This is a genomic window from Candidatus Solirubrobacter pratensis, from assembly GCF_000425945.1.
Classification (GTDB): Bacteria; Actinomycetota; Thermoleophilia; order Solirubrobacterales; family Solirubrobacteraceae; genus Solirubrobacter; species Solirubrobacter pratensis.
In genome coordinates, this window is record NZ_KE384482.1 from 1 (window position 1) to 22,611 (window position 22,611).

The 22,611-nt window shown below is 73.1% G+C and carries 23 protein-coding genes; 8 read left to right on the top strand and 15 right to left on the bottom strand.

Going from position 1 to position 22,611, the window contains the following annotated elements; genetic code table 11:
* Positions 1-101 precede the first annotated feature (101 nt).
* A complete protein-coding gene (locus H958_RS0132925; RefSeq protein ID WP_156028470.1) occupies positions 102-515 on the bottom strand; it encodes a hypothetical protein in 414 nt (137 codons plus the stop codon).
* A gap of 40 nt (positions 516-555) precedes the next feature.
* Here H958_RS0132925 and H958_RS42200 point away from each other — a divergent pair, with 40 nt between their 5' ends.
* Entirely contained in the window at positions 556-1,344 is a 789-nt protein-coding gene (locus H958_RS42200) for a helix-turn-helix domain-containing protein (RefSeq protein ID WP_051325160.1), read from the top strand.
* Here the strand turns inward: H958_RS42200 and H958_RS42205 are convergent.
* Together H958_RS42205 and H958_RS42210 are read right to left on the bottom strand one after the other, a co-directional pair.
* Complete coding sequence (locus H958_RS42205; protein WP_037412665.1) at positions 1,295-2,497, bottom strand: MFS transporter; 1,203 nt, start codon at positions 2,495-2,497, stop codon at positions 1,295-1,297. The genes H958_RS42200 and H958_RS42205 overlap by 50 nt on opposite strands.
* Before the next feature lie 57 nt (positions 2,498-2,554).
* Entirely contained in the window at positions 2,555-3,280 is a 726-nt protein-coding gene (locus tag H958_RS42210) for an ArsR/SmtB family transcription factor (protein ID WP_196807688.1), read from the bottom strand.
* Between the two features lie 334 nt (positions 3,281-3,614).
* Here H958_RS42210 and H958_RS0132945 point away from each other — a divergent pair, with 334 nt between their 5' ends.
* Positions 3,615-4,451 carry a hypothetical protein gene (locus H958_RS0132945; protein ID WP_028061767.1) on the top strand — a complete coding sequence of 279 codons (837 nt, stop codon included), beginning with the start codon at positions 3,615-3,617 and terminating at the stop codon, positions 4,449-4,451.
* 15 nt (positions 4,452-4,466) lie between these two features.
* Here H958_RS0132945 and H958_RS0132950 read toward each other — a convergent pair whose 3' ends face one another.
* Together H958_RS0132950 and H958_RS44595 are read right to left on the bottom strand one after the other, a co-directional pair.
* The gene (locus H958_RS0132950) at positions 4,467-5,216 is read right to left on the bottom strand and encodes a YebC/PmpR family DNA-binding transcriptional regulator (protein WP_028061768.1); all 750 of its coding nucleotides are present in this window, start codon (positions 5,214-5,216) and stop codon (positions 4,467-4,469) included.
* Positions 5,217-5,219: 3 nt separating this feature from the next.
* On the bottom strand, positions 5,220-6,026 hold the full coding sequence (locus H958_RS44595) for an alpha/beta fold hydrolase (protein WP_028061769.1): 807 nt from the start codon (positions 6,024-6,026) through the stop codon (positions 5,220-5,222).
* Between the two features lie 50 nt (positions 6,027-6,076).
* Here H958_RS44595 and H958_RS0132960 point away from each other — a divergent pair, with 50 nt between their 5' ends.
* The 3 genes from H958_RS0132960 to H958_RS0132970 are packed head-to-tail and all read left to right on the top strand — an operon-like array spanning position 6,077 to position 9,998.
* Entirely contained in the window at positions 6,077-7,462 is a 1,386-nt protein-coding gene (locus H958_RS0132960; RefSeq protein WP_028061770.1) for a phosphomannomutase/phosphoglucomutase, read from the top strand.
* Positions 7,459-8,430: an MBL fold metallo-hydrolase gene (locus H958_RS0132965; protein ID WP_028061771.1), complete on the top strand. Its 972-nt coding sequence runs from the start codon at positions 7,459-7,461 to the stop codon at positions 8,428-8,430. The genes H958_RS0132960 and H958_RS0132965 overlap by 4 nt, the downstream gene beginning before the upstream one ends.
* 26 nt (positions 8,431-8,456) lie before the next feature.
* The gene (locus tag H958_RS0132970) at positions 8,457-9,998 is read left to right on the top strand and encodes a Na+/H+ antiporter (protein ID WP_255325487.1); all 1,542 of its coding nucleotides are present in this window, start codon (positions 8,457-8,459) and stop codon (positions 9,996-9,998) included.
* Between the two features lie 30 nt (positions 9,999-10,028).
* On the opposite strand, the gene H958_RS0132975 is transcribed toward H958_RS0132970, so the two are convergent.
* The 3 genes from H958_RS0132975 to H958_RS0132985 all read right to left on the bottom strand — a co-directional run bounded on the left by H958_RS0132975 (position 10,029) and on the right by H958_RS0132985 (position 12,802).
* Positions 10,029-10,388, bottom strand: a complete 360-nt coding sequence (locus H958_RS0132975; RefSeq protein WP_028061773.1) for a hypothetical protein — start codon at positions 10,386-10,388, stop codon at positions 10,029-10,031.
* Between the two features lie 123 nt (positions 10,389-10,511).
* Positions 10,512-11,858: an NAD(P)/FAD-dependent oxidoreductase gene (locus tag H958_RS42220; protein WP_051325161.1), complete on the bottom strand. Its 1,347-nt coding sequence runs from the start codon at positions 11,856-11,858 to the stop codon at positions 10,512-10,514.
* Positions 11,855-12,802, bottom strand: a complete 948-nt coding sequence (locus tag H958_RS0132985; protein WP_028061774.1) for a glycosyltransferase family 2 protein — start codon at positions 12,800-12,802, stop codon at positions 11,855-11,857. The genes H958_RS42220 and H958_RS0132985 overlap by 4 nt, the downstream gene beginning before the upstream one ends.
* Positions 12,803-12,842: 40 nt before the next feature.
* Here H958_RS0132985 and H958_RS44600 point away from each other — a divergent pair, with 40 nt between their 5' ends.
* A complete protein-coding gene (locus tag H958_RS44600) occupies positions 12,843-14,216 on the top strand; it encodes a proline dehydrogenase family protein (protein ID WP_051325162.1) in 1,374 nt (457 codons plus the stop codon).
* Complete coding sequence (locus H958_RS44605) at positions 14,213-15,784, top strand: aldehyde dehydrogenase family protein (RefSeq protein WP_051325163.1); 1,572 nt, start codon at positions 14,213-14,215, stop codon at positions 15,782-15,784. Before H958_RS44600 ends, H958_RS44605 begins: the two co-directional genes overlap by 4 nt.
* Here the strand turns inward: H958_RS44605 and H958_RS0132995 are convergent.
* Genes H958_RS0132995 through H958_RS0133005 form a run of 3 tightly spaced genes read right to left on the bottom strand, consistent with a single transcriptional unit; the run spans position 15,781 to position 19,278 of the window.
* A complete protein-coding gene (locus H958_RS0132995) occupies positions 15,781-17,100 on the bottom strand; it encodes a metallophosphoesterase family protein (RefSeq protein ID WP_028061775.1) in 1,320 nt (439 codons plus the stop codon). The two genes, H958_RS44605 and H958_RS0132995, sit on opposite strands and share 4 nt — an antisense overlap.
* A 4-nt stretch (positions 17,101-17,104) precedes the next feature.
* Entirely contained in the window at positions 17,105-18,208 is a 1,104-nt protein-coding gene (locus H958_RS0133000; protein WP_028061776.1) for an alcohol dehydrogenase catalytic domain-containing protein, read from the bottom strand.
* Positions 18,209-18,219: 11 nt separating this feature from the next.
* Positions 18,220-19,278: a dipeptidase gene (locus tag H958_RS0133005; RefSeq protein ID WP_037412670.1), complete on the bottom strand. Its 1,059-nt coding sequence runs from the start codon at positions 19,276-19,278 to the stop codon at positions 18,220-18,222.
* A 21-nt stretch (positions 19,279-19,299) separates the two neighbouring features.
* Between H958_RS0133005 and H958_RS44610 the strand changes: the two genes are divergently transcribed.
* Complete coding sequence (locus tag H958_RS44610) at positions 19,300-19,929, top strand: HAD family hydrolase (protein WP_051325164.1); 630 nt, start codon at positions 19,300-19,302, stop codon at positions 19,927-19,929.
* Here the strand turns inward: H958_RS44610 and H958_RS44615 are convergent.
* The 4 genes from H958_RS44615 to pdxS are packed head-to-tail and all read right to left on the bottom strand — an operon-like array spanning position 19,868 to position 22,578.
* Positions 19,868-20,449, bottom strand: coding sequence for a hypothetical protein (locus H958_RS44615; RefSeq protein WP_051325165.1), 582 nt, complete (start codon positions 20,447-20,449; stop codon positions 19,868-19,870). The genes H958_RS44610 and H958_RS44615 overlap by 62 nt on opposite strands.
* A gap of 35 nt (positions 20,450-20,484) precedes the next feature.
* Positions 20,485-21,132 carry a histidine phosphatase family protein gene (locus H958_RS0133020; RefSeq protein ID WP_028061778.1) on the bottom strand — a complete coding sequence of 216 codons (648 nt, stop codon included), beginning with the start codon at positions 21,130-21,132 and terminating at the stop codon, positions 20,485-20,487.
* On the bottom strand, positions 21,129-21,689 hold the full coding sequence (pdxT, locus tag H958_RS0133025; RefSeq protein ID WP_028061779.1) for a pyridoxal 5'-phosphate synthase glutaminase subunit PdxT: 561 nt from the start codon (positions 21,687-21,689) through the stop codon (positions 21,129-21,131). Before pdxT ends, H958_RS0133020 begins: the two co-directional genes overlap by 4 nt.
* Before the next feature lie 4 nt (positions 21,690-21,693).
* Entirely contained in the window at positions 21,694-22,578 is an 885-nt protein-coding gene (gene pdxS / locus H958_RS0133030) for a pyridoxal 5'-phosphate synthase lyase subunit PdxS (RefSeq protein ID WP_028061780.1), read from the bottom strand.
* Between the last annotated feature and the right edge of the window lie 33 nt (positions 22,579-22,611).

Sequence of the window (22,611 nt, forward strand, 5' to 3'; positions counted from 1 at the left end):
GGCTCGTTTCGCAGGGAGAGATCGCCCAGGGGGCGATTCTCCCGCGCAGCTGGCGCCCGTTGCGAATCTCGCCCTGCGGGCTCGTTTCGCAGGGATCGGCGTCAGTTCGGCAGCGACGAGCCGGCGAAGGCGAAGAACCAGATCCCGAACGCGACGATCGCGATCGCGACGGACGCGATCATCACGCGGTCGAGCACCCCGCCGCGGCGCGTGGACCCGCGTTCGGCCCGCATCGAGCGCATCCACGCGGGCGGGCGGCGCGTGTCGTCGGCGCGGCCGGTCAGGCGCGAGTGGGCGCGGTCGAGCATCCCGAGGCACCTTCCGACGATCGCCATCCCGATCGGGAGGCCGACCAGGACGAGCACGTACGGCCCGGCGCTCGGGTTCGAGGAGCCCGCGAGGCGCGAGGCCAGGTAGATCAGGCCGAGCGGGACGCCGATCCACATCACGACCGAGCCGAGCGCCATCAGCAGCACGAGCAGCAGCGCCGCCGGCGACCACGGAGAACGCAGCATCCGCTGCATGTTCCCGGATCCCGCTGCGACAATCGCCGGTATGTACCGCGAGCTCCCGCCGCCGCAGGATCTCGCGCCGCTGCTCGCCTGCGTCTGGACGAGCGTCGCCAGGGGCGGGCGGATCCTGCCCGACGGATGCGCGGACGTCGTCTGGGACGGAACTGAGCTCGTGGTCGCGGGGCCCGCGACGGTCGCGCTCGACTCGCCGCCGCGCGGGACGCCCGTGTTCGGCGTGCGCTTCCGGCTCGGCGCCGCGGGCACCGGGCTCGGGCTGCCGGCGGAGGAGCTCGCCGATCTGCGGGTCCCGGTCGCGGAGATCTGGCGCGACGGCGAGGCGATCGAGGAGGCCGCGGCGACGGATGGGCTGCCGGGGCTGATCGGCGCGATCCGCGCCCGGGCGGCCGGGCCGGCGGACCCGCTGACGCGCGCCGCGGCGGTCGGTCTCGCGGCGCCGGGCGCGCGCGTGGCGGACCTGGGCGCGCAGCTCGGCATCAGCGAGCGCCAGCTGCGCCGGCGCTTCGCCGACGCGGTCGGGTTCGGCCCGAAGACGCTCGCCCGCATCCTGCGCTTCCAGCGGTTCCTGCTGCTCGCGCGGGGAGATGACGACGGCGCGGCCGCAGATCCCGCGCGGGTGGACCCGCCAGGCCATCCCGCGCCGGCGGCGGGTCCCGCGTGGCGCGACGACCTCGCCGGCCTCGCCTTCGCCGCCGGCTACGCCGACCAGGCGCACCTCACGCGCGAGTGCCGGCGGCTCGCCGGCCGGACTCCCGCGGAGCTCGTCACGCTGGGCGTTCAGCCGGCCGGAGAGCGCCTGCCCTGGCGAGGGTGAGCGCGGCGACGCCGGACAGGGCGATCAGCCCCGCGCCGGAGAGCATGAAGCCGGTCCGCACGCCCACGTGGGCGATCAGGAACGCGGCGATCACCGGCGCCAGCGCGACGGCGCCCGCGATCCCGCCCTCCCACAGGCCGAACACCTTCGCCAGGTGCCGGTCCGGAATCCGGCGCTGAACCAGCGCGACGAGCGGGATGTCGGTCAGCGCCGACGAGAACCCCGTCACCGCGAGCAGCGCCCCGGCGGCCGCCGGCGTGGTCGTCAGCCCCAGCGGGAACCGGAAGGCGCCGAGCACGGCCCAGGCCAGCACGGCGGTCAGCGCCAGGTTGCGCAGCCTCAGCCGCGCGACCGCGAAGGCCCCGAAGACTTCGGCGACGCCCGCGATCCCGAGCAAGAGGCCGTACTCGCCGCCCTGCCCGTCGAGCCGTTCGCCCACCAGCGCGACGACGCCGACGGTCAGGAACCCGGAGGCGGCGACGAGCGCGAGCACGAACGTCCCGATCACGACCATCACGTCGGGCGCCTCCCGCAGGACCGCGAAGCCGGCCGCGAGATCCTCGCGCAGCCCGACCCGCTCGGCCGCCACATGCGGCACGCGCATCCGCGCGAGCGTCGCGGCGGAGGCGAGGAACGTCGCCGCGTCGAGCGCCAGCACGACCGGCATCGAGGCGAACGCGAGCAGCGGCGCGAGCAGCAGCGGCCCGACGAAGTACGCCGAGCGGAACGCCACCTGCAGCAGGCCGTTGGCCTCCACGAGCCGCTCGGCCGGCACGATCCGCGGGACGAGGGCGTTGCGGGCGGGCGCGAACGGCGCGCCGACCAGCGACAGCAGGGCGGCGCCCACGGTCAGGACCGTCAGGCTCAACGCGCCCGCGAGCAGCAGCGGCGGCGCGAGCGCCACGAGCGCGAAGCGGCCGAGATCGGTGGCGATCATCAGCCGGCGGCGGTCGTAGCGGTCGGCGTAGGAGGCGCCGACGACCGTGAAGAGGAACGTCGGCAGGTTGGCGGCGACGATCACGAACGCGACCGACCCCGGGTCGTGCGAGAGCGACCACGCGATCCACGAGACCGCGGCCGTGTAGAGGCCGTCGCCGAGCCTGGAGATGCCCTGGCCGGCGAAGAGGAGCAGGAAGTCGCGATTGCGCAGCACGGCCGCGCAGCATGCGCGTCCGGCGGGCCCGGATCAACTGATTTCGCAAAGAGCGAATCAGGCGTCGCGGAGGAACCCGTCAAGGCTCGGCGCGACCGCCTCGAGCTGCTCCTCCACGAGCCGGTAGAGCACGTAATAGCCCTCGCGCCGGCGCTCGAGCAGCCCGGCGTCGGCGAGCGCGCGCAGGTGCTTGGAAAGCGCCGCCTCCGAGACGCCCACGAGCGGCGCGAGCTCCTGCGTCGAGCGCGGCCGCTCGGCGATCAGCCGCAGGGCGCGCAGCCGCGTGTCGTCCGCCAGCGCCCGCAGGACGCCGACCAGCTGCGCCGGCGGGATCCGCGGCCGCGCCTCGCGCGTGATCGAGCTCGCGGGGAACACGAGCCCGAACGGCCACGGGGCGTCGCAGCTGACGCGCACGTGCGGCCAGACGTAGGCGCTCGGCGCGAGCACGAGCGTCTCCCCCGGCCCGACCGTCACCTCGTGGTCGTGGTCGCGCTCGAGCCAGAAGCGCCCGTCGGCGGGATCACTGCGGACCTCCGGGAAGAGCCCGCGCAGCAGCCCGTACACGCCGTTGGCCGCGATCTGGCGCCCGGCCTCGGCGACGCTCGCGGCGAGGTCCGGCTCGATCCGCTCCCATTCCTGCGCGAACGCCTCCTCCCAGTAGGCCTCGAGCAGCGCCAGGAAGCGCGCGTGCAGCGCCGCGGGATCGTCCAGGATCGCCGCCGGCACGCGCAGGGGATCGAGCGGCCCGTCGCCGACGAACGGGATCGCGTACTCCCGCTGCACCAGCGCCGGATCGAGCGGCCGCAGCCGCTCGAGCTCGTCGGCGAACCCGAGCAGCTCGCCCGCGGGCGACGGGAAGAAGACTCGGGGAAGTACGCGCGATAGACGAACGCGAGCGCGTCGATCTCGCGCTTGAGGGCGGCCGGCAGGCGCTGCATCGCCCGCACCCACCCGTGCTGCAGCGGATGGTGCTTGGGCTCGAGGCTGAGCACCGCCTCCAGCGAGGGCGAGTACGAGAACGCGACCCGCTCGGCGGCCGACGCGGGCAGGCGGAACGCGATCGTCACGTCCGATTCATTCAATCGCGCGGGGCGGCCGGGCCGTACGGTCCCGGGTGATGAACGAGACGATCTCCCGCGCGGCCGGCGCGATCTGGTCCAGCGCCCGCGTGCTCGAGCAGCGCCGCTTCGAGCACCGCTACCTCGGCGGCGGCGCCGACGCCGTGCTCGCCGCGCTCGCTCCCTACCGCACGGCGGACGGCGGCTACGGCTACGCGCTCGAGCCCGACGGCCGCGGGCCGGTCAGCCAGCCGCCGCACATCTGGGCCGCGCTGGAGGTGCTGGAGGAGCTCGACGCCGTCGCCCCCGCGCTCTGCGACCACCTCGAGACGCTGACCGCCCCGGACGGCGGGCTCCCGCTGGCGCTCCCTTCGCTCGAGCCGTATCCGCGCGCGCCGTGGTGGGGGATCGAGCCGGGCGGCTCGCTGATCGCGACCGCCCACGTCCTCGCGCGCCTGAACGGTGTGCGGCACCCGTGGGTCGAGCGCGCGACCGCGTTCTGCCGGGCGAAGATCGACGCGATGGACCGGACGCATCCGTACGAGGCCGAGGCGGCGATCGCGTTCCTCGATTCGGTGGGTGACGCCGCCGGCGCCGCGCGCGTCGGCGAGCTGGTCCGCGAGCAGGGCCTGATCGGCCACGCACCCGAGGGCTATGCCGCCGGCGAGGTGCATCACGCCTACGACTTCGCGCCGCGGCCGGACAGCTTCGCCCGCGCGTGGTTCAGCGACGCCGAGATCGACGCCGCGCTCGACCTGCTCGCCGCCGAGCAGGGCGAGGACGGCGGCTGGCATCCGAAGTGGCTGATCTGGACGCCCGCGATCGGCAGCGAGTGGATCGGCGTGCTGACCCTGCGGGCGCTGAAGATCCTCGAGTCGTACGGGCGTCTCGACTGAGCCCGTACCGCGAATTCAGCCCGCGACCCGCTCCATGATCTCGGCATCCACGTCGAAGTTCGCGTGCACCGTGTCGGTGTCGTCGAGCTCCTCGAGCGTGTCGATCAGCTTCATCACCTTCACGGCGCCGTCCTCGTCGAGCGGGACGGTCGTCTTCGGGCGCTGCATGACCGACGCCTCATGGACCTCGATCCCCGCCTCGACCAGCGCGGCGCGCACGGCGGCGAGGTCGGAGGGCTCGGTCAGCACCTCGAAGACGTCGTCGTCGGCCACGATGTCCTCCGCGCCCGCCTCGATCGCCGGCATGAGATCGTCCTCGGAGTACTGCTCGCCGTCGACGACCACGACGCCCTTCTTGTCGAAGAGATAGGCGACGGAGCCGGGCTCGCCGAGGTTGCCGCCGGCCTTGTTGAAGGCGTGGCGGATCTCGGACCCGGTGCGGTTGCGGTTGTCGGTCAGGGCCTCGACGAGGATCGCGACGCCGCCCGGGCCGTAGCCCTCGTACATCACGGCCTCGAGCGCGTCCGCGTCGGCGCCTTCGCCGGTGCCCTTCGCGATCGCGCGCTCGATGTTGTCCTTCGGCATCGAGGCGTCGCGCGCCTTCTGCACGGCCAGTGACAGCGCGGGATTGCCGTCGATGTCGCCCCCGCCCTCCTTGGCGGCGACGGTGATCGCTCGGGCGAGCTTGGTGAACAGCTTGCCGCGGCGCGAATCGACGATCGCCTTCTTGTGCTTGATCCCCGCCCATTTCGAGTGTCCGGCCATGGCCTAGCAGTCTAGGCGTTCGGCTACCGCCCGGAGATAGGCCGTCCGGTGGGCGCTCTCGTCGTGGATGCTGTGCCCCGCGCCGGTGATGCGGCGCACCTCGACCTGCGGGTGGGTGATCGCCAGGCGCTCCTGGTGTGCGGTCGGGAAGCCGGCGCCGAGGGCCTCGTCGGCGGCGATGACGAGGACCGGCGCCTCCACCGGCGCTTCGACATCTGTCAAAGCGAGGGCGGTGCCGTCGACGAGCGGGGAGATCACGCCGGGATCGAGGTGCAGCAGCGCGTAGGCCCGGGCGGCGATCGCGTCCTCGGCCGAGACGTCGGCGGTCGCGCGCGACGGGTCGGGGCCGTAAGGCTGTGCGGCGAGGTGGGCGGTGGCCTCGGCGTGGCCGGTGCCGTCCGCCTGCCAGCCGGCGGCGGTCGCGCGCAGGGCGACGAAGTGCGGCACGGCGGGGTTGCGCGCGTGCTCGTCGGGCTCGCCCATGTAGAGCGGCGGGTCCTCGAGCACGACCGAGGTCACCAGTCCGGGGTGGCGCTGCGCGATCGTCCACGCCACGACGCCGCCGAGCGAGTGCCCGACGACCGGCGCCGGGCCGACCTCCCGCAGCAGGGCGACGACGTCGTCCACGTAGTCGCCCAGCACGTAGGCGCCCGGGGCTCGCGGCGAGCGGCCGTGACCGCGGAGGTCGGGACGGATGACGGCCCGCCCCAGGTCCGGCAGCCAGCCGTAGGTGCGGCTGCTGCCGGCCGCGCCGTGGAGGAAGACGACGGGATCGCCGTCGCCGGAGCGTTCTGCGTGGAGCGTGGGCACGGCGAGAGGTTAGGACGGAGGCGGTCGGGGGGACCCTATCCTGCCCCGCGATGCCCGTGACTGAGCTCTCCAGGATCTTCAAGGCCTACGACGTTCGCGGCCTCTACGGCGACGAGATCGACGGCGACACGGCTGAGGCGATCGGCCGCGGACTCGCGCGCGTGCTGGCGCGCCTGGGCGGCAAGCCGGCGAGCGAGCTGCGGGTCGGCCTGGGCCGCGACATGCGCCTGTCCGCGCCCGAGCTGGCCGCGCGGTACCGCGACGGGCTCGTGGCCGAGGGCGCGCACGTCCTCGACGCGGGGATGGTCGGCACCGAGATGCTCTACTGGCTGGTCGGCTCGCGTGGCCTCGACGGCGGGCTGATGTGCACCGCGTCACACAACCCGAAGGCCTACACGGGCGCCAAGATGGTCGAGCGCGGGGCCGTCGCGCTGTCCGGCGACCGCGGGCTGCAGGACATCCGCAAGCTGATCGAGGACGGCCTGCCCGAGATCGGGTCCCACGCACCCCGCGGCTCCGTCGAAGCGGTCGACCTGTACGCCGACTTCCAGGCGACCGCGCTCGCGATGATCGACCCGGACGCCATCCGCCCGCTCACGGTGGTGCTCGACGGCGGCAACGGCATGGCAGGGCCGATGGTCGGCCCGATCCTCGAGCAGCTCCCGAACCTGACGCTGGTGCCGACCTACTGGCAGCCCGACGGCGAGTTCCCCGATCATGAGCCGAACCCGCTGCTGCCGGAGAACCGCGAGTTCATCATCGCCAAGGTGCGCGAGACCGGCGCCGACCTCGGGATCGCCTGGGACGGCGACGCCGACCGCTGCTTCTTCATCGATGGCGACGGCGAGTTCGTCGCCGGCGACTTCCTCACCGCGCTGCTCGCCGCCTCGGTGCTCGAGAAGGTGCCGGGCGCCGACATCCTCTACGACGTCCGCGCCTCTCGCGCCGTGCCGGACACCGTGGCGCGGCACGGCGGGCGCGCGGTCGTCAACCGCGTCGGCCACGCATTCTTCAAGACGCGCATGCGCGACGAGGGCGGCGAGTTCGGCGGCGAGGTCTCCGGCCACTACTACTTCAAGGCCTTCTACAACGCCGACTCCGGCACGATCCCCGCGCTGCTGATCCTCGAGCTGCTGTCCAAGCAGGAGAGGACGCTCTCTGAGCTGCTCGGCGAGCTGCGCTCGACGTACTTCATCTCGGGCGAGATCAACTCCGAGGTCGCCGACCCGCAGGCCAAGATCGAGGAGATCCGCGCGCGCTACGCCGACGCCGAGATCACCGGGCTCGACGGCATCTCCGTGGACTACGAGGACTGGCACTTCAACGTGCGCCCGTCCAACACCGAGCCGCTGCTGCGCCTGAACCTCGAGAGCCTCGTCTCCCAGGCCGACATGGAACGCCGCCGCGACGAGGTCCTGGACCTGATCCGCTCATGATCCACACCCTCCCGGTCCCGACGCCGTTCGCGGTCGGGCGGGTGAACTGCTACCTGATCGACGACGACCCGCTGACGCTGGTCGACACGGGGCCGAACTCCGGCAAGGCGCTGGTCGAGCTGTCGGACATGCTGCGCGAGCGCGGGCGCCGGATCGAGGACCTCGAGCGGATCGTCATCACGCACCAGCACAGCGACCACCTCGGGCTCGTCGGCGTCCTGGCCGACCGCTCGGGCGCCGAGGTCGCGGTGCTCGACCACCTCGCGCCGCTCGTGGAGCGCTTCGGCGAGCACGCGGACGCCAACGACGAGCTCGCGGTCGCGCTGATGCTGCGCCACGGGATCCCGCGCGACGTCGTGACCGCGCTGGCCGCGGTGTCTCGCGCCTACCGCGGCTGGGGCGGGAGCGCGAACGTCGCGTCGCTGCTGCGCGACGGCGAGGAGCTCGGGTTCGCCGGCCGCACGCTGCAGGTCCTCCACCGCCCAGGGCACTCCCCGTCGGACACGCTGCTGTACGACGCGGCGAGCGGCGAGCTGATCGGCGGCGATCACCTGATCAAGCACATCTCGTCCAACCCGCTGATCTCGCGCCCGCTCGGCGGGCGATCGGGCGAGCCGGGCGACGGGCGACCGCGGGCGCTGGTGATGTACATGGAGTCACTGCGCGAGACGCGCGCGATGCCGGTCTCGCGCGTCCTGCCCGGCCACGGCGAGGCGTTCGGCGACCACGCGGCGCTGATCGACGAGCGCTTCTCGATGCACGAGCGGCGCGCCCGCCGGATCGGCAGGCTGATCGCCGAGCAGCCGCGCACAGCGCACGAGCTCGCGCAGGCGATCTGGGGCAACGTCGCGGTCACCCAGGCCTACCTCACGCTCAGCGAGGTGCTCGGGCACGTGGACCTGCTGCTCGAGCGGGGCGAGGTCGTCGAGGTCGACCGCGGCGGCGTAGTGGTATTGAGTTCAGCCTGACGTCGGACGAAGTCGAGATCATCCTGATCGCGCTGCTCGTCTCGGTTGCGGTGCTCTCAGCCGCCGCACGGACGATCAACGTGCCGTATCCGATCGTGCTGGTGCTCGGCGGCGTGCTGCTCGGGCTCGTCCCCGGGCTGCCGGACGCGCAGCTGGACCCGGACCTGGTCCTGGTCGTCTTCCTCCCGCCGCTGCTGTACCTCGGCGCGTTCTTCGCGAACCTGCGCGACCTGCGCGAGGACCTGCGGGCGATCTCGCTGCTCTCGATCGGGCTCGTGCTGGCGACGATGGTCGTGGTCGCGGCGATCGCGCACGAATTCATCGACGCCCTCTCGTGGCCGGCGTGCTTCGCGCTCGGGGCGATCGTCGGCCCGACCGACCCGGTGGCGGCGACGGCGATCGCCCGCCGGCTCGGCGTGCCGCGGCGGATGGTCTCGGTCCTGGAAGGCGAGTCGCTCGTCAACGACGCCACCGCGCTGGTGGCGTACAGGATCGCCGTCGCGGCGGCCGCCGGCGCCGGGTTCTCGTTGCTCGACGCGGGCTGGGACTTCGTCTGGAAGGCGGCAGGAGGGATCGCCGTCGGCCTCGCGGTCGGCTATGTGATCGCCGAGATCCGGCGGCGGCTGGACGACCCGCTGGTGGAGAACACGATCAGCCTGCTGACCGCGTACGCCGCCTACGTCCCGGCCGAGCACATCGGCGTGTCCGCGGTGCTCGCGGCGGTGACGGTCGGCTGCTACGTCGGCTGGCGGGCGCCGGAGATCGCGTCGCCGGCGACGCGGCTGCAGGGCTTCGGCATGTGGGAGCTGCTGCAGTTCCTGCTCAACGCGTTCCTGTTCGTGCTCGTCGGGCTGCAGCTGCCGAACATCGTGGGCGCGCTCGACGCCTTCGCGGCCGGCACGCTGCTGGCATACGGCGCGGCGGTGAGCGCGGCCGTGATCGTGACGCGGCTCGTGTGGCAGCACACGATCGTGTACGTGATCCGGGCTATCGACCGGCGCGAGAGCGTCCGCGCGCGCCGGTCCACCTGGCAGGCGCGCACGGTCATCGGCTGGGCGGGCATGCGCGGGGCGGTGTCGCTCGCCGCGGCGCTCGCGCTCCCGAGCGGCTTCGAGCAGCGCGACCTGCTGATCTTCCTCACCTTCGCGGTGATCTTCACCACGCTCGTGCTCCAAGGGCTGACGCTGCCGTGGCTGATCGGCGCGCTCGCCGTCCACGACGACGGGCGCGAGGAGCGCGAGGAGCTCAAAGGGCGGCTGATGGCGGCCAAGGCCGCCCTGGCCCGGATCGACGAGCTCGAAGGAGAGACGTGGACCCGCGACGACACGATCGAGCGCATGCGCAACGCGTACCGCTACCGCAAGCGCCGCTTCGCCGCGCGGGCCGGCATGGCCGACGACGACGGCTACGAGGACCGCTCGGCGCAGTACCAGACGCTCGTCCGCGAGGTCCTCGAGGCGCAGCGGCGCGAGATCGTCCGCCTGCGCAACGCCGGCGACATCTCCAACGACGTGATGCACCGGCTCGAGCGCGAGCTCGACCTCGAGGACGAGCGGCTCGAGATCTAGTTCGCCGGAAGACGGCGTGCGCTCGCGTCGCTAGGAGAAGTCGGCCGCGTCGATCAGGTTGTGGCGCAGCGCCGCGATCATCGTGTTCGCCGAGGCGACCATCTGCTCGCGGTCGATCTTCTGCAGGGCACGGTGCATCACGTCGGCGCGGCGGTCGAGCTCGACGTCGAAGCGATCGGCGATGGCGTTCGGAACGGTGGCCTCGCGCCAGGTGTCGCACTCGGCGCAGCGCAGGAGCATCCACCAGCTCTCCTTGCTGACCGGCTCCCACTCGACCGGATACACGAAGTCCCGGTCGCAGTTCGGGCAGTGCTCGAGGTCCGTCTCGGCGTTCGGCCGCCGGCCGGACAGGGCTCGGGAAAGCCAGTTCTGGGGGCGGCGGGCGGGCATGTGAGGAGTATCGACAGCGAAGTCGGGGTACTTCAACGGTGCCAGCCTGTCTGGAGAGGTACGGTCGTCCGTACTCGGACTACGCACTGTCCCGACGTACGGCCGTCGAGACGCCCGGCAAAGCTAGCCCGGAAGCCACTCCAGCAGGGCGCGCGCCGCGTCGCCGCCGAGCCGAACCGCGTAGTTCGTCCCGCGGTCCTCGGGGAAGATCTGCGTCGTGTTCGCCAGCACGAGCCCGCGCACGGGCGTCTTGAGCGCCGGGATCTTGGCGCGGTAGCCGACCGTGACGATCGGCTGCGCCGCGGGCTCGCGATGCAGCCACAGGCGCTTGACCCAGTCGCGCGAGAACGCCGGGTTGACCGCGCGCAGCCCGGGCGTATAGCGCTCCAGGACCTCCTCGGCGTCCAGCCCGAGCAACTCGTGGTCGCGCGGCAGGTAGTTGGCCACGTAGAGGAAGCGCCGCCCGCCGTAGCGCTCGGCGCCCATCAGGTTCGTGTGCTCGATCAGGCCGACGAACGGCAGCGCGTCGTCGCCGATGTTCGTCCAGTAGTACGGCGAGAAGCGGCGGTCGAGCTCGATCAGCAGGCAGAGCGCCGTGAAGTACTCGATCCCGCGCAGCTGCGCGCGGTAGGCGTCCGGCAGCAGGCCGGGCGCCACGAGCCCGTCCATCACGTCGTTCGGGAGCGTGGACAGCACGGCGTCGTAGCGCTCGTCGGGCAGCGTCTCGAACGCGCGGGGATCGAGCCCGGCGCGGAACGATCCCGGAGCCCCCGGCGTGACGACGAACCCCGGCGCCAGCCGCGCGGCAGGGCGATCGATCAGCACGCGGCCGCCGCCGGCCTCGATCCGGCGGGCCAGCTCGGCGAACAGCGGCTCCCACGACCGCTTCGGGTAGCCGAGTTTCTCCTCGGAGGCGTCGTCGCCCCGCCGCAGCCGGAACTTGTTCTGCAGCCACACCATCGCGATCTCGTCCGCGCGCTCGCCGAACTTGCCGCGCAGCAGCGGCCCCCACAGCGCGCGCCAGGCGGCCTTGCCCATCCAGCGCTCGATCCAGGCGCGCGCGGTGACGTTCTCGAACGGCCCCGGGTCGCCGGGGCCGCGCTGGATGCCGAGCACGACCGCGCCGAGGCGGACCCGCGACAGCGGCGGCAGCGGCTTGAAGCGCAGCAGGTCCAGCGGCGTGACGAACGGCCACTGCCGGCCCTGCGCGAAGTACGCGACGCTGGAGGACAGCCACTCCAGCTCGTCCGGCATACCGAGCTCGTCGTAGAGCGCCGCGATGTGGCGGTCGGTCGAGAAGAGGTGGTGGTAGTAGCGCTCGAGCAGGTGGCCCTCGCCGACATCGAGCGTCGCGGCCTGGCCGCCCAGCCCTGGCCAGCGCTCGTAGACGTCGACCGCGTGGCCCGCCTGCGTGAGCCGGTACGCCGCGACCAGGCCGGCCACGCCGGCCCCGAGCACCGCGACCCTCACGACTCGTCGCGCTCGTCGAGGTTGATGCGCCGGCCGACGACGTACAGCGGCCGGTGCTTGACCTCGTCATAGATCCGGCCCACGTACTCGCCGATGATCCCGACCGTGATCAGCTGGATCCCGCCCAGCAGCAGGATGATCAGGATCGTCGACGGGACGCCGCGCTCGTAGATCTGCGTGTAGCGGGCGATGATCGTCAGCGGGATGCCCAGGAAGGCGAGGAACGAGAACGCGAAGCCCAGGAAGGTCGCCCACTGCAGCGGCGCGCTCGAGAACGAGGTGATCGCGTCGAACGAGAACCGCAGCATCTTGCGCAGCGGGTACTTCGTCACGCCGGCGCTGCGCTCCTCGCGCACGAACGGGACGGCGGTCTGCGTGAAGCCGACCCACACCGTCATGCCGCGCAGGAACCGGTTGCGCTCGGGCATCGAGAGGAGCGCGTCGAGGGCGCGCCGGTCCATCAGCCGGAAGTCGCCGGACTCGACCGCCAGGTCCATGCTGGTCAGGCGGCGGAAGGCGCGGTAGAACCAGCGCGCGGTCGTCTTCTTGAAGACCGTCTCGCCGAGCCGCTGCTCGCGCACGGCGTAGACGACGTCGACGCCCTCGCGCCAGCGCTCGAGCATGGTCGGGATCAGCTCCGGCGGATCTTGCAGGTCGCCGTCGAGCATCACCACGGCGTCGCCGCGCGCGTGCTCGAGCCCCGCCGTCAGCGCCGGCTGATGGCCGAAGTTGCGCGACAGCGCGACGACCTTCACGCGCGGGTCCGCGGCGGCCGCGGCGGCCATCGCGGCGGCGGTGCCGTCCTTGGAGCCGTCGTCGACGAGGACCACTTCGAACGGCACGCCCTCCAGCGCTGCGCGGACGCGCGCGAGGAAGGGCTCGACGGTGGCCTCCTCCTCGTACATGGGCGCGACCACGCTCAGCAGACGTTCTTCCCGTGCCATGGATCGCGCAGGCTACCGGTACGGTCGTAGAGTCTTGAACATGGTCGACGGTACGGCGCTGGAGCGCGAGTTGTTCGACGTCGGGAAGCGGCTGGCGGGCGCTCTGCCCACCACGCGCAACCCGCTGAAGGCGATCGACGACAAGGCGATGGACCTGGCCTCGTCGGACGCGGAGCTCAAGGCCGCGCTGTTTCGCTTCGTCGACGTCGTCCCGGCGACGCGCAACCTCGACGACCTGGCCCGCCACCTGACCGGCTTCCTGGGCGAGATCACCGAGCCGCCGCCGTCCGTGGGCGTCGCGATGCGGATGGGGAACTCGAAGGCCGGCCGCCGGGCGCTCGGGCTCGCGGCGGCCGCCGGCGTCAAGCACATGGCGCAGCGCTTCATCGTCGGCGAGTCGCCGAAGGCGGCGCTCGGCGACCTCAAGGACCTGTGGAAGGACGGCGTCGCCTCCTCCGTGGACCTGCTCGGCGAGGCGACCGTGACCCAGGCCGAGGCGCAGCGCTACGCGGAGCGCTGCGTGGACGCGCTGGACACGATCGCCGGCGCGGCGCGCTCGTGGCCGGAGCGCCCGCAGCTCGAGCGCGACAGCGTCGGCCCGCTCCCGCGCGCGAACCTGTCCGTGAAGGTGTCCGCCCTCACGCCGCTCCTGCGCCCCGACGCGCCCGAGCGCGGCAAGCGCGACGCCGCCGACCGGCTGCGCCCGCTCCTGCGGCGCGCGAAGGAGGCCGGCGCCCATCTGCACATCGACATGGAGTCGATGGACTCGCGCGACGCGGTGCTCGAGCTGATCCTCGAGCTGCTGGGCGAGGCCGAGTTCCGCGACGGCCCGTCGGCCGGGCTGGTGCTGCAGGGCTACCTGCGCGACTCGCCGCAGACGCTCGACACGATCCTCGGCTGGCTCGCGACGTCCGGGCGGACGCCGTCGCTGACGATCCGGCTCGTCAAGGGCGCCTACTGGGACCACGAGCTCGTCCAGGCCGCGCAGCACGGCTGGAGCGCGCCGGTGTTCGACGTCAAGGCCGACACCGACGCCAACTTCGAGCTGCTCACGCGCCGGCTGCTCGACGCGCGGCCGGCCGTCCGCGTCGCGATCGCCTCGCACAACCTGCGCTCTGTCTCGCATGCGATCGCCTACAACCGGCTCGCGGGCGGCGATGACTCCGACCTCGAGCTGCAGGTGCTGCGCGGGCTCGGCGACCCGCTGCAGGCCGCGATCGCCGCGCAGGGGCTGCGCGTGCGCACCTACTGCCCGGTCGGCGACCTCGTCGCCGGCATGGCGTACCTCGTGCGGCGGCTGCTGGAGAACACGAGCAACGAGTCGTTCCTGCACGAGCAGGCCCGGGGAGTACCGCTCGAGGTGCTGCTCGCACCGCCGGCAGGCACGGTCCATCACAGGGTGGGTGCCGCATGAAGCCCTTCGCCAACGAGCCCATCCTCGAACTGCGCCGCGCCCCCGTGCGCGCTCAGCTCGCGGGCGCGCTGCGGGAGTTCGACGCCCAGGGCACGCTCCAGGTGCCGGTGTGGGTGGGCGAGGACATGCGGCATGGATCGGAGCTCATCTCGACCGATCCCGGCGCCCCGGACCGCGTCGTCGCCGAGGCGGCGGTCGCGACGGAGGCCGACGTCGACGCCGCGCTGCAGGCCGCGCAGCGCGGGTTCACGACCTGGGGCCGGACCCCAGCCGCCGCGCGCGCCGAGGTCCTCGTCAAGGCCGCCGGGTGGCTGCGGGAGCGGCGCCTGGCGGTCACCGCGCTGGAGGTCCGCGAGGCGGCCAAGCCGTGGCGCGAGGCCGACGGTGACGTCTGCGAGGCGATCGACTTCCTCGAGTACTACGCCCGTGCCGCGATCGCGCTGGACGAGCAGCCCGACCTCGGCTTCGACCTGCTGCAGCCTCCGGGCGAGCGCAACCGGCTGCGCTGGGCGCCGCGCGGCGTGGTCGCCGTCATCTCGCCCTGGAACTTCCCGGCGGCGATCCCGCTGGGCATGGTCAGCGCCGGCCTCGCGACCGGCAACGCCGTAATCCTCAAGCCGGCCGAGCAGACGCCCGCGACGGCGTTCATGGTCGTCAAGGCGCTGCGCGAGTCCGGGCTCCCGGCGGACGCGCTGTCCTTCCTTCCCGGCGAAGGGCCCGTCGGCGCGCGGCTGGTCGAGGACCCGCGCGTCCACACGATCGCGTTCACCGGCTCCAACCAGGTCGGGCTCGAGATCTTCCGGCGCGCCGCCGACACCAAGCCCGGCCAGAGCCACCTCAAGCGCGTCGTCGCCGAGATGGGCGGCAAGAACTGCGTGATCGTCGACTCAGACGCCGACCTCGACGACGTCGTCCCCGCGCTGATCAAGTCGGCCTTCAACTACGCGGGCCAGAAGTGCTCCGCCGCCGCCCGCGTGCTCGCGCACGAGGCGATCCACGACTCGCTGGTGGAGCGCATGGCCGGCGCCGTGGAGGTGCTCGACGTCGGCCAGGCGAGCGACCCGGAGGTCGACCTCGGCCCGGTGATCGAGCGCGAGGCGCAGGAGCGCGTCGGCCGCTACCACGCCGAGGCCGAGCGCCACGGCAGGATCGCGGCGGTCGCGCGCGATGTGCCCAACCGCGGCTGGTTCGCGACGCCGACGCTCGCGACCGAGCTGCCGGAGGACTCCCCCGTCCTGACCGACGAGATCTTCGGCCCGCTGCTCGCGGTCGAGCGCGTGCGCTCGGTCGAGGAGGCGTGCGACCGCGTCGACGCGTCGCCGTTCGCGCTCACCGGCGGCCTGTTCTCGCGCAACCCCGGCACGGTCGAGTACGTCGCCGAGCGCACGCCGGTCGGCAACCTCTACGTCAACCGCGAGATCACGGGTGCGATGGTGGGGCGCCAGCCGTTCGGCGGCAACCGCCTCAGCGGCACCGGGACCAAGGCCGGCGGTCCCGGCTACCTGCTGCAGTTCGTCGAGCCGCGCGTCCTGACGGAGAACACGGTCCGCCACGGGCTCGTGGTCTAGAAGCTCTCCGCCCGCGTCTGCGCTCCGCCGTCGTCGCGGTAGCGCACGTCCACGCGCGCGCCCGCGAAGTCGAGCACGGCGAAGCCGAAGCGGTACCAGACGCCGTCGTGCTCGTCGAAGGTGCCCGTCTCCTCCCAGATGCCAGGCGGCGGGACGGCGCCCGTCCGCGCGGACGCCGGGATCGGGACGCCGCCGTGACCGATGCAGCGCATCACCGGGACGCCCTGCGTGTCGGCGAAGCCCATGCAGCGGTGCTCGTGGCCCCACAGCCACGCGCTGATGCGGCGCGCCTGCAGCAGCGGTGCGAGCTTGGCCGGGAGGACGGTGCCGAGGTCGCCGTGGTCGTAGGCGGAGACGAGCTGGTGATGGCTGAGCAGCATCAGCTTGCGGTCGGACTCGGCAGCCCAGCGCTGCAAGATCGCCGCCTGCGGGTCGTGCAGCTCGCCCGTCTGCCCCAGGCTGAGCACGTCCGGCGCCCACGAGGTGTCGAGCCCGGCGATGTCCCAGTGGCCGGTCTTGAGCCGGAAGAAGCTCGTCCCCTTGCCGTCGGGCGAGCGCTGGCGCGCGAAGCGCTCGTCGTCGCGCAGCATCGTGTCGAAGAAGCCGAATCCGCCCGAGTACATGTCGTGGTTGCCGTTCAGCGCCCACGAGGTCACGCCGGCGCGCGCCTGCTCGACCGTGACCGGCCAGCAGCGGGGAGCCAGCACCCGGTGCTTGTACTCGGCCGGATCGCCGGAGTAGTAGACGTCGCCGAGGTGGACGACGTGCGCCTCGCGGCCGTGGGCGAGCGCATCCGCGACCTCCTCGGCCATCAGGCGCGCCACCTCGAGCGCCCGCGGGAGGCCGGAGCCCCAGTCGCCGACCACGACGACCCGCGCGTCGTCGGCGATCGTGTGCTCGGCGGGAACCGGATTGAACGGGTGGTTGCCCTTGGCGAGGCGGTCGAGCATCGCGGCGCCGACGCCGGTGACCCAGTGGTCGTCATGCGGACCGAAGCGCTCGGGGTGCAGGATCGACTCGATCGTCGCGACGATGTGCGCGAACGGCCCGCCGTGCTTCTTCTCCCCCACCACGCCGGCCTTGCGCGCCTCGTCCTCGAGCGACGTCTGCAGCAGGCTGATCGTGGGGTCATGGCTGACGAACGGGTGCTCGGGCGCCTGCGCGTCGGTCGTCCGCGGCATCGCGTCGAGCACGTCGCGCCCGATCGTCTGCGCCGCCGGGCCCGCGTGCTCGTCCAGCGTCCCGTCGGCCACCTTGCCGCGCAGGGCCGTGAGATAGCGCTGGATCTCGCCCTCGTCGGTGAAGTCGGCGATCATCGGGCTAGAACTCGATCACGCTGCGGATGCCGTCCTGGGCATGCATCAGCGCGAAGCCGCGGTTGACCTCGCCGAGCGTGATGCGGTGCGAGATGAACGGGTCGACGTCGATCTCGCCGTCGAGGTAGCGCTGGACGAGCAGCGGCACCTGGTCGCGCCCCTTGACGCCGCCGAAGCTCGAGCCGCACACGCGCCGGCCGGTGATCAGCAAGCGCGGCACGATCTCGAGCGTCTCGCCCTTGCCGGCGACGCCCGCGATCGTGCACAGGCCCCAGCCCATGCGCGCGGACTCGACGGCCTGGCGCATGACGTGCACGAGCCCGGTCGCCTCGAACGTGTAGTCGGCGCCGAAGCCCCCGGTCTCATCGAGGATCCGCTGCACGACGTCCTCGCCGCCGGTCCAGGTGTCGGTCGCTCCCTGACCGCGCGCGAGGTCGAGCCGGTCCTGGGAGAGATCGACGCAGATGATCCGCTCAGCGCCCTGCAGCCGCGCGCCGGCGACGGCGCCGAGCCCGACCATCCCGGCGCCGAACACGACGCACGTGCTCCCAGGCTCGACCTTGGCGGTGTACATCGCGGCCCCGAGGCCGGTCGAGAGGCCGCAGGCGAAGAGGGCGGCACGGTCCAGCGGCGCCTCCTCGGGCACCTTGGCGAGCGCGATCTCCGGCATCACCGTGTACTCCGCGAACGTGCTGGTGCCCATGAAGTGCCGGATCGGCTCGCCGGCGCGGCTCAGACGCGCGGTCCCGTCGGGCAGGTAGCCGTTGTTCTGCTGCTCGCGGATCGCCATGCAGAGGTTCGTGCGCGGACTCAGGCAGTGCACGCATTCGCGGCACTGCGGCGAGAAGAGCGTCACCACATGATCGCCCGGCTTGACGTCCCTGACGCCTTCGCCGACCTTCTCGACCACGCCCGCGCCCTCGTGCCCCAGCACGGCCGGCGCATAGCCGGACGGGTCGGCGCCTGAGGCGGTGTACATGTCGGTGTGGCACACGCCGCACGCGACGAGGCGCACGAGCACCTCGCCGGCCTTGGGCTCTGCCAGGTCGATCTCCTGGACCGCCAGCGGCGCCCCGAACTCCTCAAGAACGGCAGCCCTCATTCGCATGGGGGCGCAGGCTATCCGGGCGCAGGCCGGTTGGCTCGGGAAGGCGTCAGCCCCCATGCCGCCGCGAGCACCCGCCGCCAGTTGCCGTGCGCGATCCGGGCGAGCTCGGCCTCGCTGTAGCCGTCGCGGCGGAGGGTCTCGATCAGCGCCGGGAGCTGCGCGGCGGTGCGGACGCCGTCGGGCATCGTCGCGCCGTCCCAGTCCGAGCCGAGGGCGACGTGCTCGGTGCCGACGAGCTCGGCGACATGGCGGACGTGCTCGGCGATGCGCGACAGCGGCGTGTCCGCGTCGCGGGCGCTGTCGGGCCGGACCATCGAGACCTCGAAGTTGATCCCGACGAGGCCGCCGGAGGACGCGATCGCGCGGATCTGGGCGTCGGTGAGGTTGCGGCTGGCGGGCACGAGCGCGTGGGCGCAGGAGTGGGAGGCGATCAGCGGGCCGTCGAGCTCGTGGGCGACGTCCCAGAAGCCGCCCTCGGTCAGGTGCGAGAGGTCGACCGCGATGCCCAGCTCGGCGCAGCGGCGCACGAGCCGGCGGCCCGCGGGCGTGAGGCCGGGCCCCGTGTCCGGCGAGGACGGGAACTTGAAGCGGACGCCGGAGCCGAAGCGGTTCGGCCGGCTCCAGACCGGCCCGAGCGAGCGCAGGCCGGCGGCGTACCAGAGCTCGAGCGCCTCGAGGTCCTCCCCGAGCGCCTCGGCGCCCTCCATGTGCAGGATCAGGCCGAGCGGGCCGCCGTCCGCCAGCGCCGCGTCGAGGTCCTCGACGTCGCGCACGAGCCGGGCGCCGCCGGCGCGGACGAGCTCGAACGCCAGCGCGGCGATCGCGGCCGCCGCCGGTGCCGCTCGGGCCCAGGGCAGCTCGGGGATGGGCGGGACCTCCCACGCGCCGTCTCCGCCCCCGACCTCCCAGTCCATGGGGCTGGGCGAGAAGACGGCGAACAGACCGGCCGCGAGATCGCCCGCGCGGGCCGCGGCCACGGTCACCGCCCCGTCGCCGTCCAGCAGCGACTTCAGGCCGCCGTCCTCCCACGCGCGCAGCAGCGCGTCGTTGTGCCCGTCGATGACCCGCACCGCGGCGTATGCTGGCAAACCGTGGCGGACTGGGTCTTCTTCGACCTCAACGGGACGCTGGTGGACCCCGGAGTCCTGATCGAGCCGCGCGAGCTCGCGCTCGACGCCCTCGACCACGCGAACGTGCTCGCGATGATCACCACGCTCGGCGGGCGCGACGCGCCGTTCCGGGACCTGCTCGAGGCGGCGCTGCGGCGGCTGCTGCAGCGCGACGGACGCGACCCCGGCGAGGCGGCCGAGGCGCTCGAGCGGCTGCCGCGGATGCCGGCCTTCCCCGAGGCCCAGGCCGCCCTGCGGGCGCTGCGCGACGCCGGGTTCCGGCTCGCCGTGCTCACCCAGTCCGCGGTGGAGTCCGCCGAGGCGGTGCTCGCCGGGGCCGGGCTGGAGCTCGATCGCGTGCTCTCCGCCAGCCCGTTCAAGCCGGATCCGCGCGCCTACGAGCCGGCGCGCGGCGGCTGGTTCGTCGCCGCGCACTGGTGGGACGTCGCCGGCGCCGCCGGCGCGGGCCTCGAGACGGCGTGGGTGAGCCGCGACGACCGCGTCTACCCGCGCGTGGTCCCGCAGCCGCGGATCAGCGCACCGGACCTGCTCAGCGCCGCCGAAGCGATAGTGAGCGCCGGGCCGGCGGCCGGCGGAAGCCCTCCTGGTTGAGCGCGGCGTTGACGGCGACGAGCCCGAGCTCGGCGCCGAGGTTGACCGTGCTGACCATGTTGACGCCCCGCTTGAGCCGCTTCGAGCGCTCTGTCGCCGACGGGGCGGCGTGGTCGCCGTCGCTCAGCGGCACGGCGCCACCCGGCGCGCTGCGCGCGAACCGCATCCCCAGCGCCGCGGTCACGATCCCCGTCGCCGCGACGATCCCGACCAGCGCGTCCTTGGCCCGCGCGAGCCGCCGCTCGGCGTCCGACAGGCGCGGGTCGCGCGCCTCCTCGGCCCGCGCGCCGGCCCAGCCGCTCGCGACCGCGGCCAGCGAGAGCGTGTTGATCGTGCCGTAGCGGCGCCAGGCGGCGTTGACGACGCGCCCGCGCTCACGTTCGTCGGAGATCTCCGTCACGCTCGGATGCAGCGCGAGCCGGCCGTAGAGGTTGCCGCCGAGCAGCCCTGCCAGGCCGATGTCGTGCGCGGCGCGGCCCACCTTGCTGAGCGGCACGGGAGGAGCGGGAAGCGAGGCCATGCCCCGAGCCTTCCCAGGCGGCGCGATCGGGAAGCTCAGAGGTGCGCCTGGTCGTTCCAGGTGACCAGCGCCCAGCCGTCGAACGGGATGCCCTCGATCCGGTAGTCGCGGCGCCGCTCGAACAGCGTGATGCCCGTGTTGGCGTGCGAGAAGCGGTAGAGCGCCGGCAGGTGGGCGGGCGAGAAGTCCTCGCGGAACATGGCGGCGCCGAGGAAGAAGTGCAGGAAGCCCCAGTGCGAGACGCACAGGACGCGTTCGCGTTCGACGCGCGTCTGGAGGCGCTCCTGCACGCGGGCGACGCGCGCGACGATCGCGCTGAAGGACTCCGCGCCGGCCTCGGCGTGGTCGGGCGCGGCGGCCGGCATCCAGGAGACGTGGCCGGTGCCCTCGTACCGTGGGGACGCGGCGCGATAGGCGTCCGACTGGCGGACCTCGTGCAGATCGGCGTCGGTCTCGTACGGCAGCCCCAGCACCTCGCCGATCGCCTGCGCGGTCTCCTGCGCGCGGCCGAACGGGCTCGCCAGGATCGCCTCGATGCCCTCGCCCTGCAGCCTCCTCCCCACGCCGCGCGCCTGCTCCCAGCCACGCTCCGAGAGCCGGTCGGCGTCCTCCGGCTCGGGCTGCATGCTGCGGTCGGCGACGTTGGCCACGGATTCGCCGTGGCGCGTGAAGTAGACGATCACGCCGTGACGCGGGCGCTGACGTCGCGCAGGAACAGCTCGTGGACGCGATCCTCGCCCGCGATCTCCGGGTGGAAGGAGATCACGAGCATGTTGTCCTGGCGCGCGGCGACGGGATGGCCGTCGACGGCGGCGAGGATCTCGACCGCGTCGCCGTGCTCGGCCAGCCACGGCGCGCGGATGAAGACGGCGCGGACCGGCGGGCCCTCGATCCCCGGGATCTCCAGGTCCTCCTCGAAGGAGCGGATCTGGCGGCCGAACGCGTTGCGCGCGCACAGCGTGTCCATCAGCCCCAGGTGCGCGCGGTCGAGCATGATCATCCCGGCGCAGGTGCCGAGCACCGGGACGCCCGCGCGCACCAGGTCGCGCAGCGGCTCCGCGAGCCCCTCGCGCTCGATCCCCAGCGTCATCGTGGTCGACTCGCCGCCGGGCATCACCAGCCCGTCGAGGCCGGCGAGATCGGCGGGCACGCGAACCTCGCGCACCTCGGCGCCGAGCGCGCGCAGCAGCTTCGCGTGGGCCTCGAAGTCGCCCTGGAGGGCGAGGACGCCGACCCGCAAGCGGCTACCAGCCCCGGTTGGCGAGCAGCTGGCCGTCTTCGAGCTTGCGCGTCTCGAGCGACTGCATCGCGGTGCCGAGGCCCTCGGAGGCGCGGGCGACGCGCTCCGGGTCCTGGTAGTGCGTGGTCGCCTCGACGATCGCGGCGGCGCGCGCGGCCGGATCCTCGGACTTGAAGATGCCCGAGCCGACGAACACGCCCTCGGCGCCCAGCTGCATGACCAGCGAGGCGTCGGCGGGGGTCGCGATGCCGCCGGCGCAGAAGAGCACGACGGGAAGCTTCTGGTCGGCCGCGACGCGGCGCACGAGGTCCAGCGGCGACTGCAGCTCCTTGGCGGCGGTGGCGAGCTCGGAGTCGTCGAGCGTGCCGAGGCGGCGGATCTCCGAGCGGATCGAGCGCAGGTGGCGCACGGCCTCGACGATGTCGCCGGTGCCCGCCTCGCCCTTGGAGCGGATCATCGCCGCGCCCTCGCCGATGCGGCGCAGCGCCTCGCCGAGGTTGGTCGCGCCGCACACGAACGGGACCTTGAAGCCCCACTTGTCGATGTGGTTGGCCTCGTCGGCGGGCGTGAGGACCTCGGACTCGTCGACGTAGTCGATCTCGAGCGCCTCGAGCACCTGGGCCTCGGCGAAGTGGCCGATTCGGGCCTTCGCCATGACCGGGATCGTCACGGCCTCCTGGATGCCCTTGACGAGGATCGGATCCGACATGCGTGCTACGCCGCCGTCGCGCCGGATGTCGGCCGGGACGCGCTCGAGGGCCATCACGGCCGCCGCGCCGGCGTCCTCGGCGATCTTCGCCTGCTCGGCGTTGACCACGTCCATGATCACGCCGCCCTTGAGCATCTCGGCCAGACCGGCCTTCACACGGAACGTCGCCTCGTCTCTCATCGCCCTGGATGTTAGCTGCGCACCGGCTGTACG

Excerpts from the sequence above, each read along its gene's own strand:
- H958_RS0132925 (WP_156028470.1), bottom strand. The coding sequence starts at position 515 with ATGCTGCGTTCTCCGTGGTCGCCGGCGGCGCTGCTGCTCGTGCTGCTG.
- H958_RS42200 (WP_051325160.1), top strand. The coding sequence starts at position 556 with ATGTACCGCGAGCTCCCGCCGCCGCAGGATCTCGCGCCGCTGCTCGCC.
- H958_RS0132945 (WP_028061767.1), top strand. The coding sequence starts at position 3,615 with ATGAACGAGACGATCTCCCGCGCGGCCGGCGCGATCTGGTCCAGCGCC.
- H958_RS0132950 (WP_028061768.1), bottom strand. The coding sequence starts at position 5,216 with ATGGCCGGACACTCGAAATGGGCGGGGATCAAGCACAAGAAGGCGATC.
- H958_RS0132960 (WP_028061770.1), top strand. The coding sequence starts at position 6,077 with ATGCCCGTGACTGAGCTCTCCAGGATCTTCAAGGCCTACGACGTTCGC.
- H958_RS0132965 (WP_028061771.1), top strand. The coding sequence starts at position 7,459 with ATGATCCACACCCTCCCGGTCCCGACGCCGTTCGCGGTCGGGCGGGTG.
- H958_RS0132975 (WP_028061773.1), bottom strand. The coding sequence starts at position 10,388 with ATGCCCGCCCGCCGCCCCCAGAACTGGCTTTCCCGAGCCCTGTCCGGC.
- H958_RS0132985 (WP_028061774.1), bottom strand. The coding sequence starts at position 12,802 with ATGGCACGGGAAGAACGTCTGCTGAGCGTGGTCGCGCCCATGTACGAG.
- H958_RS44600 (WP_051325162.1), top strand. The coding sequence starts at position 12,843 with ATGGTCGACGGTACGGCGCTGGAGCGCGAGTTGTTCGACGTCGGGAAG.
- H958_RS44605 (WP_051325163.1), top strand. The coding sequence starts at position 14,213 with ATGAAGCCCTTCGCCAACGAGCCCATCCTCGAACTGCGCCGCGCCCCC.
- H958_RS0132995 (WP_028061775.1), bottom strand. The coding sequence starts at position 17,100 with ATGATCGCCGACTTCACCGACGAGGGCGAGATCCAGCGCTATCTCACG.
- H958_RS0133000 (WP_028061776.1), bottom strand. The coding sequence starts at position 18,208 with ATGCGAATGAGGGCTGCCGTTCTTGAGGAGTTCGGGGCGCCGCTGGCG.
- H958_RS44615 (WP_051325165.1), bottom strand. The coding sequence starts at position 20,449 with ATGGCCTCGCTTCCCGCTCCTCCCGTGCCGCTCAGCAAGGTGGGCCGC.
- pdxS (WP_028061780.1), bottom strand. The coding sequence starts at position 22,578 with ATGAGAGACGAGGCGACGTTCCGTGTGAAGGCCGGTCTGGCCGAGATG.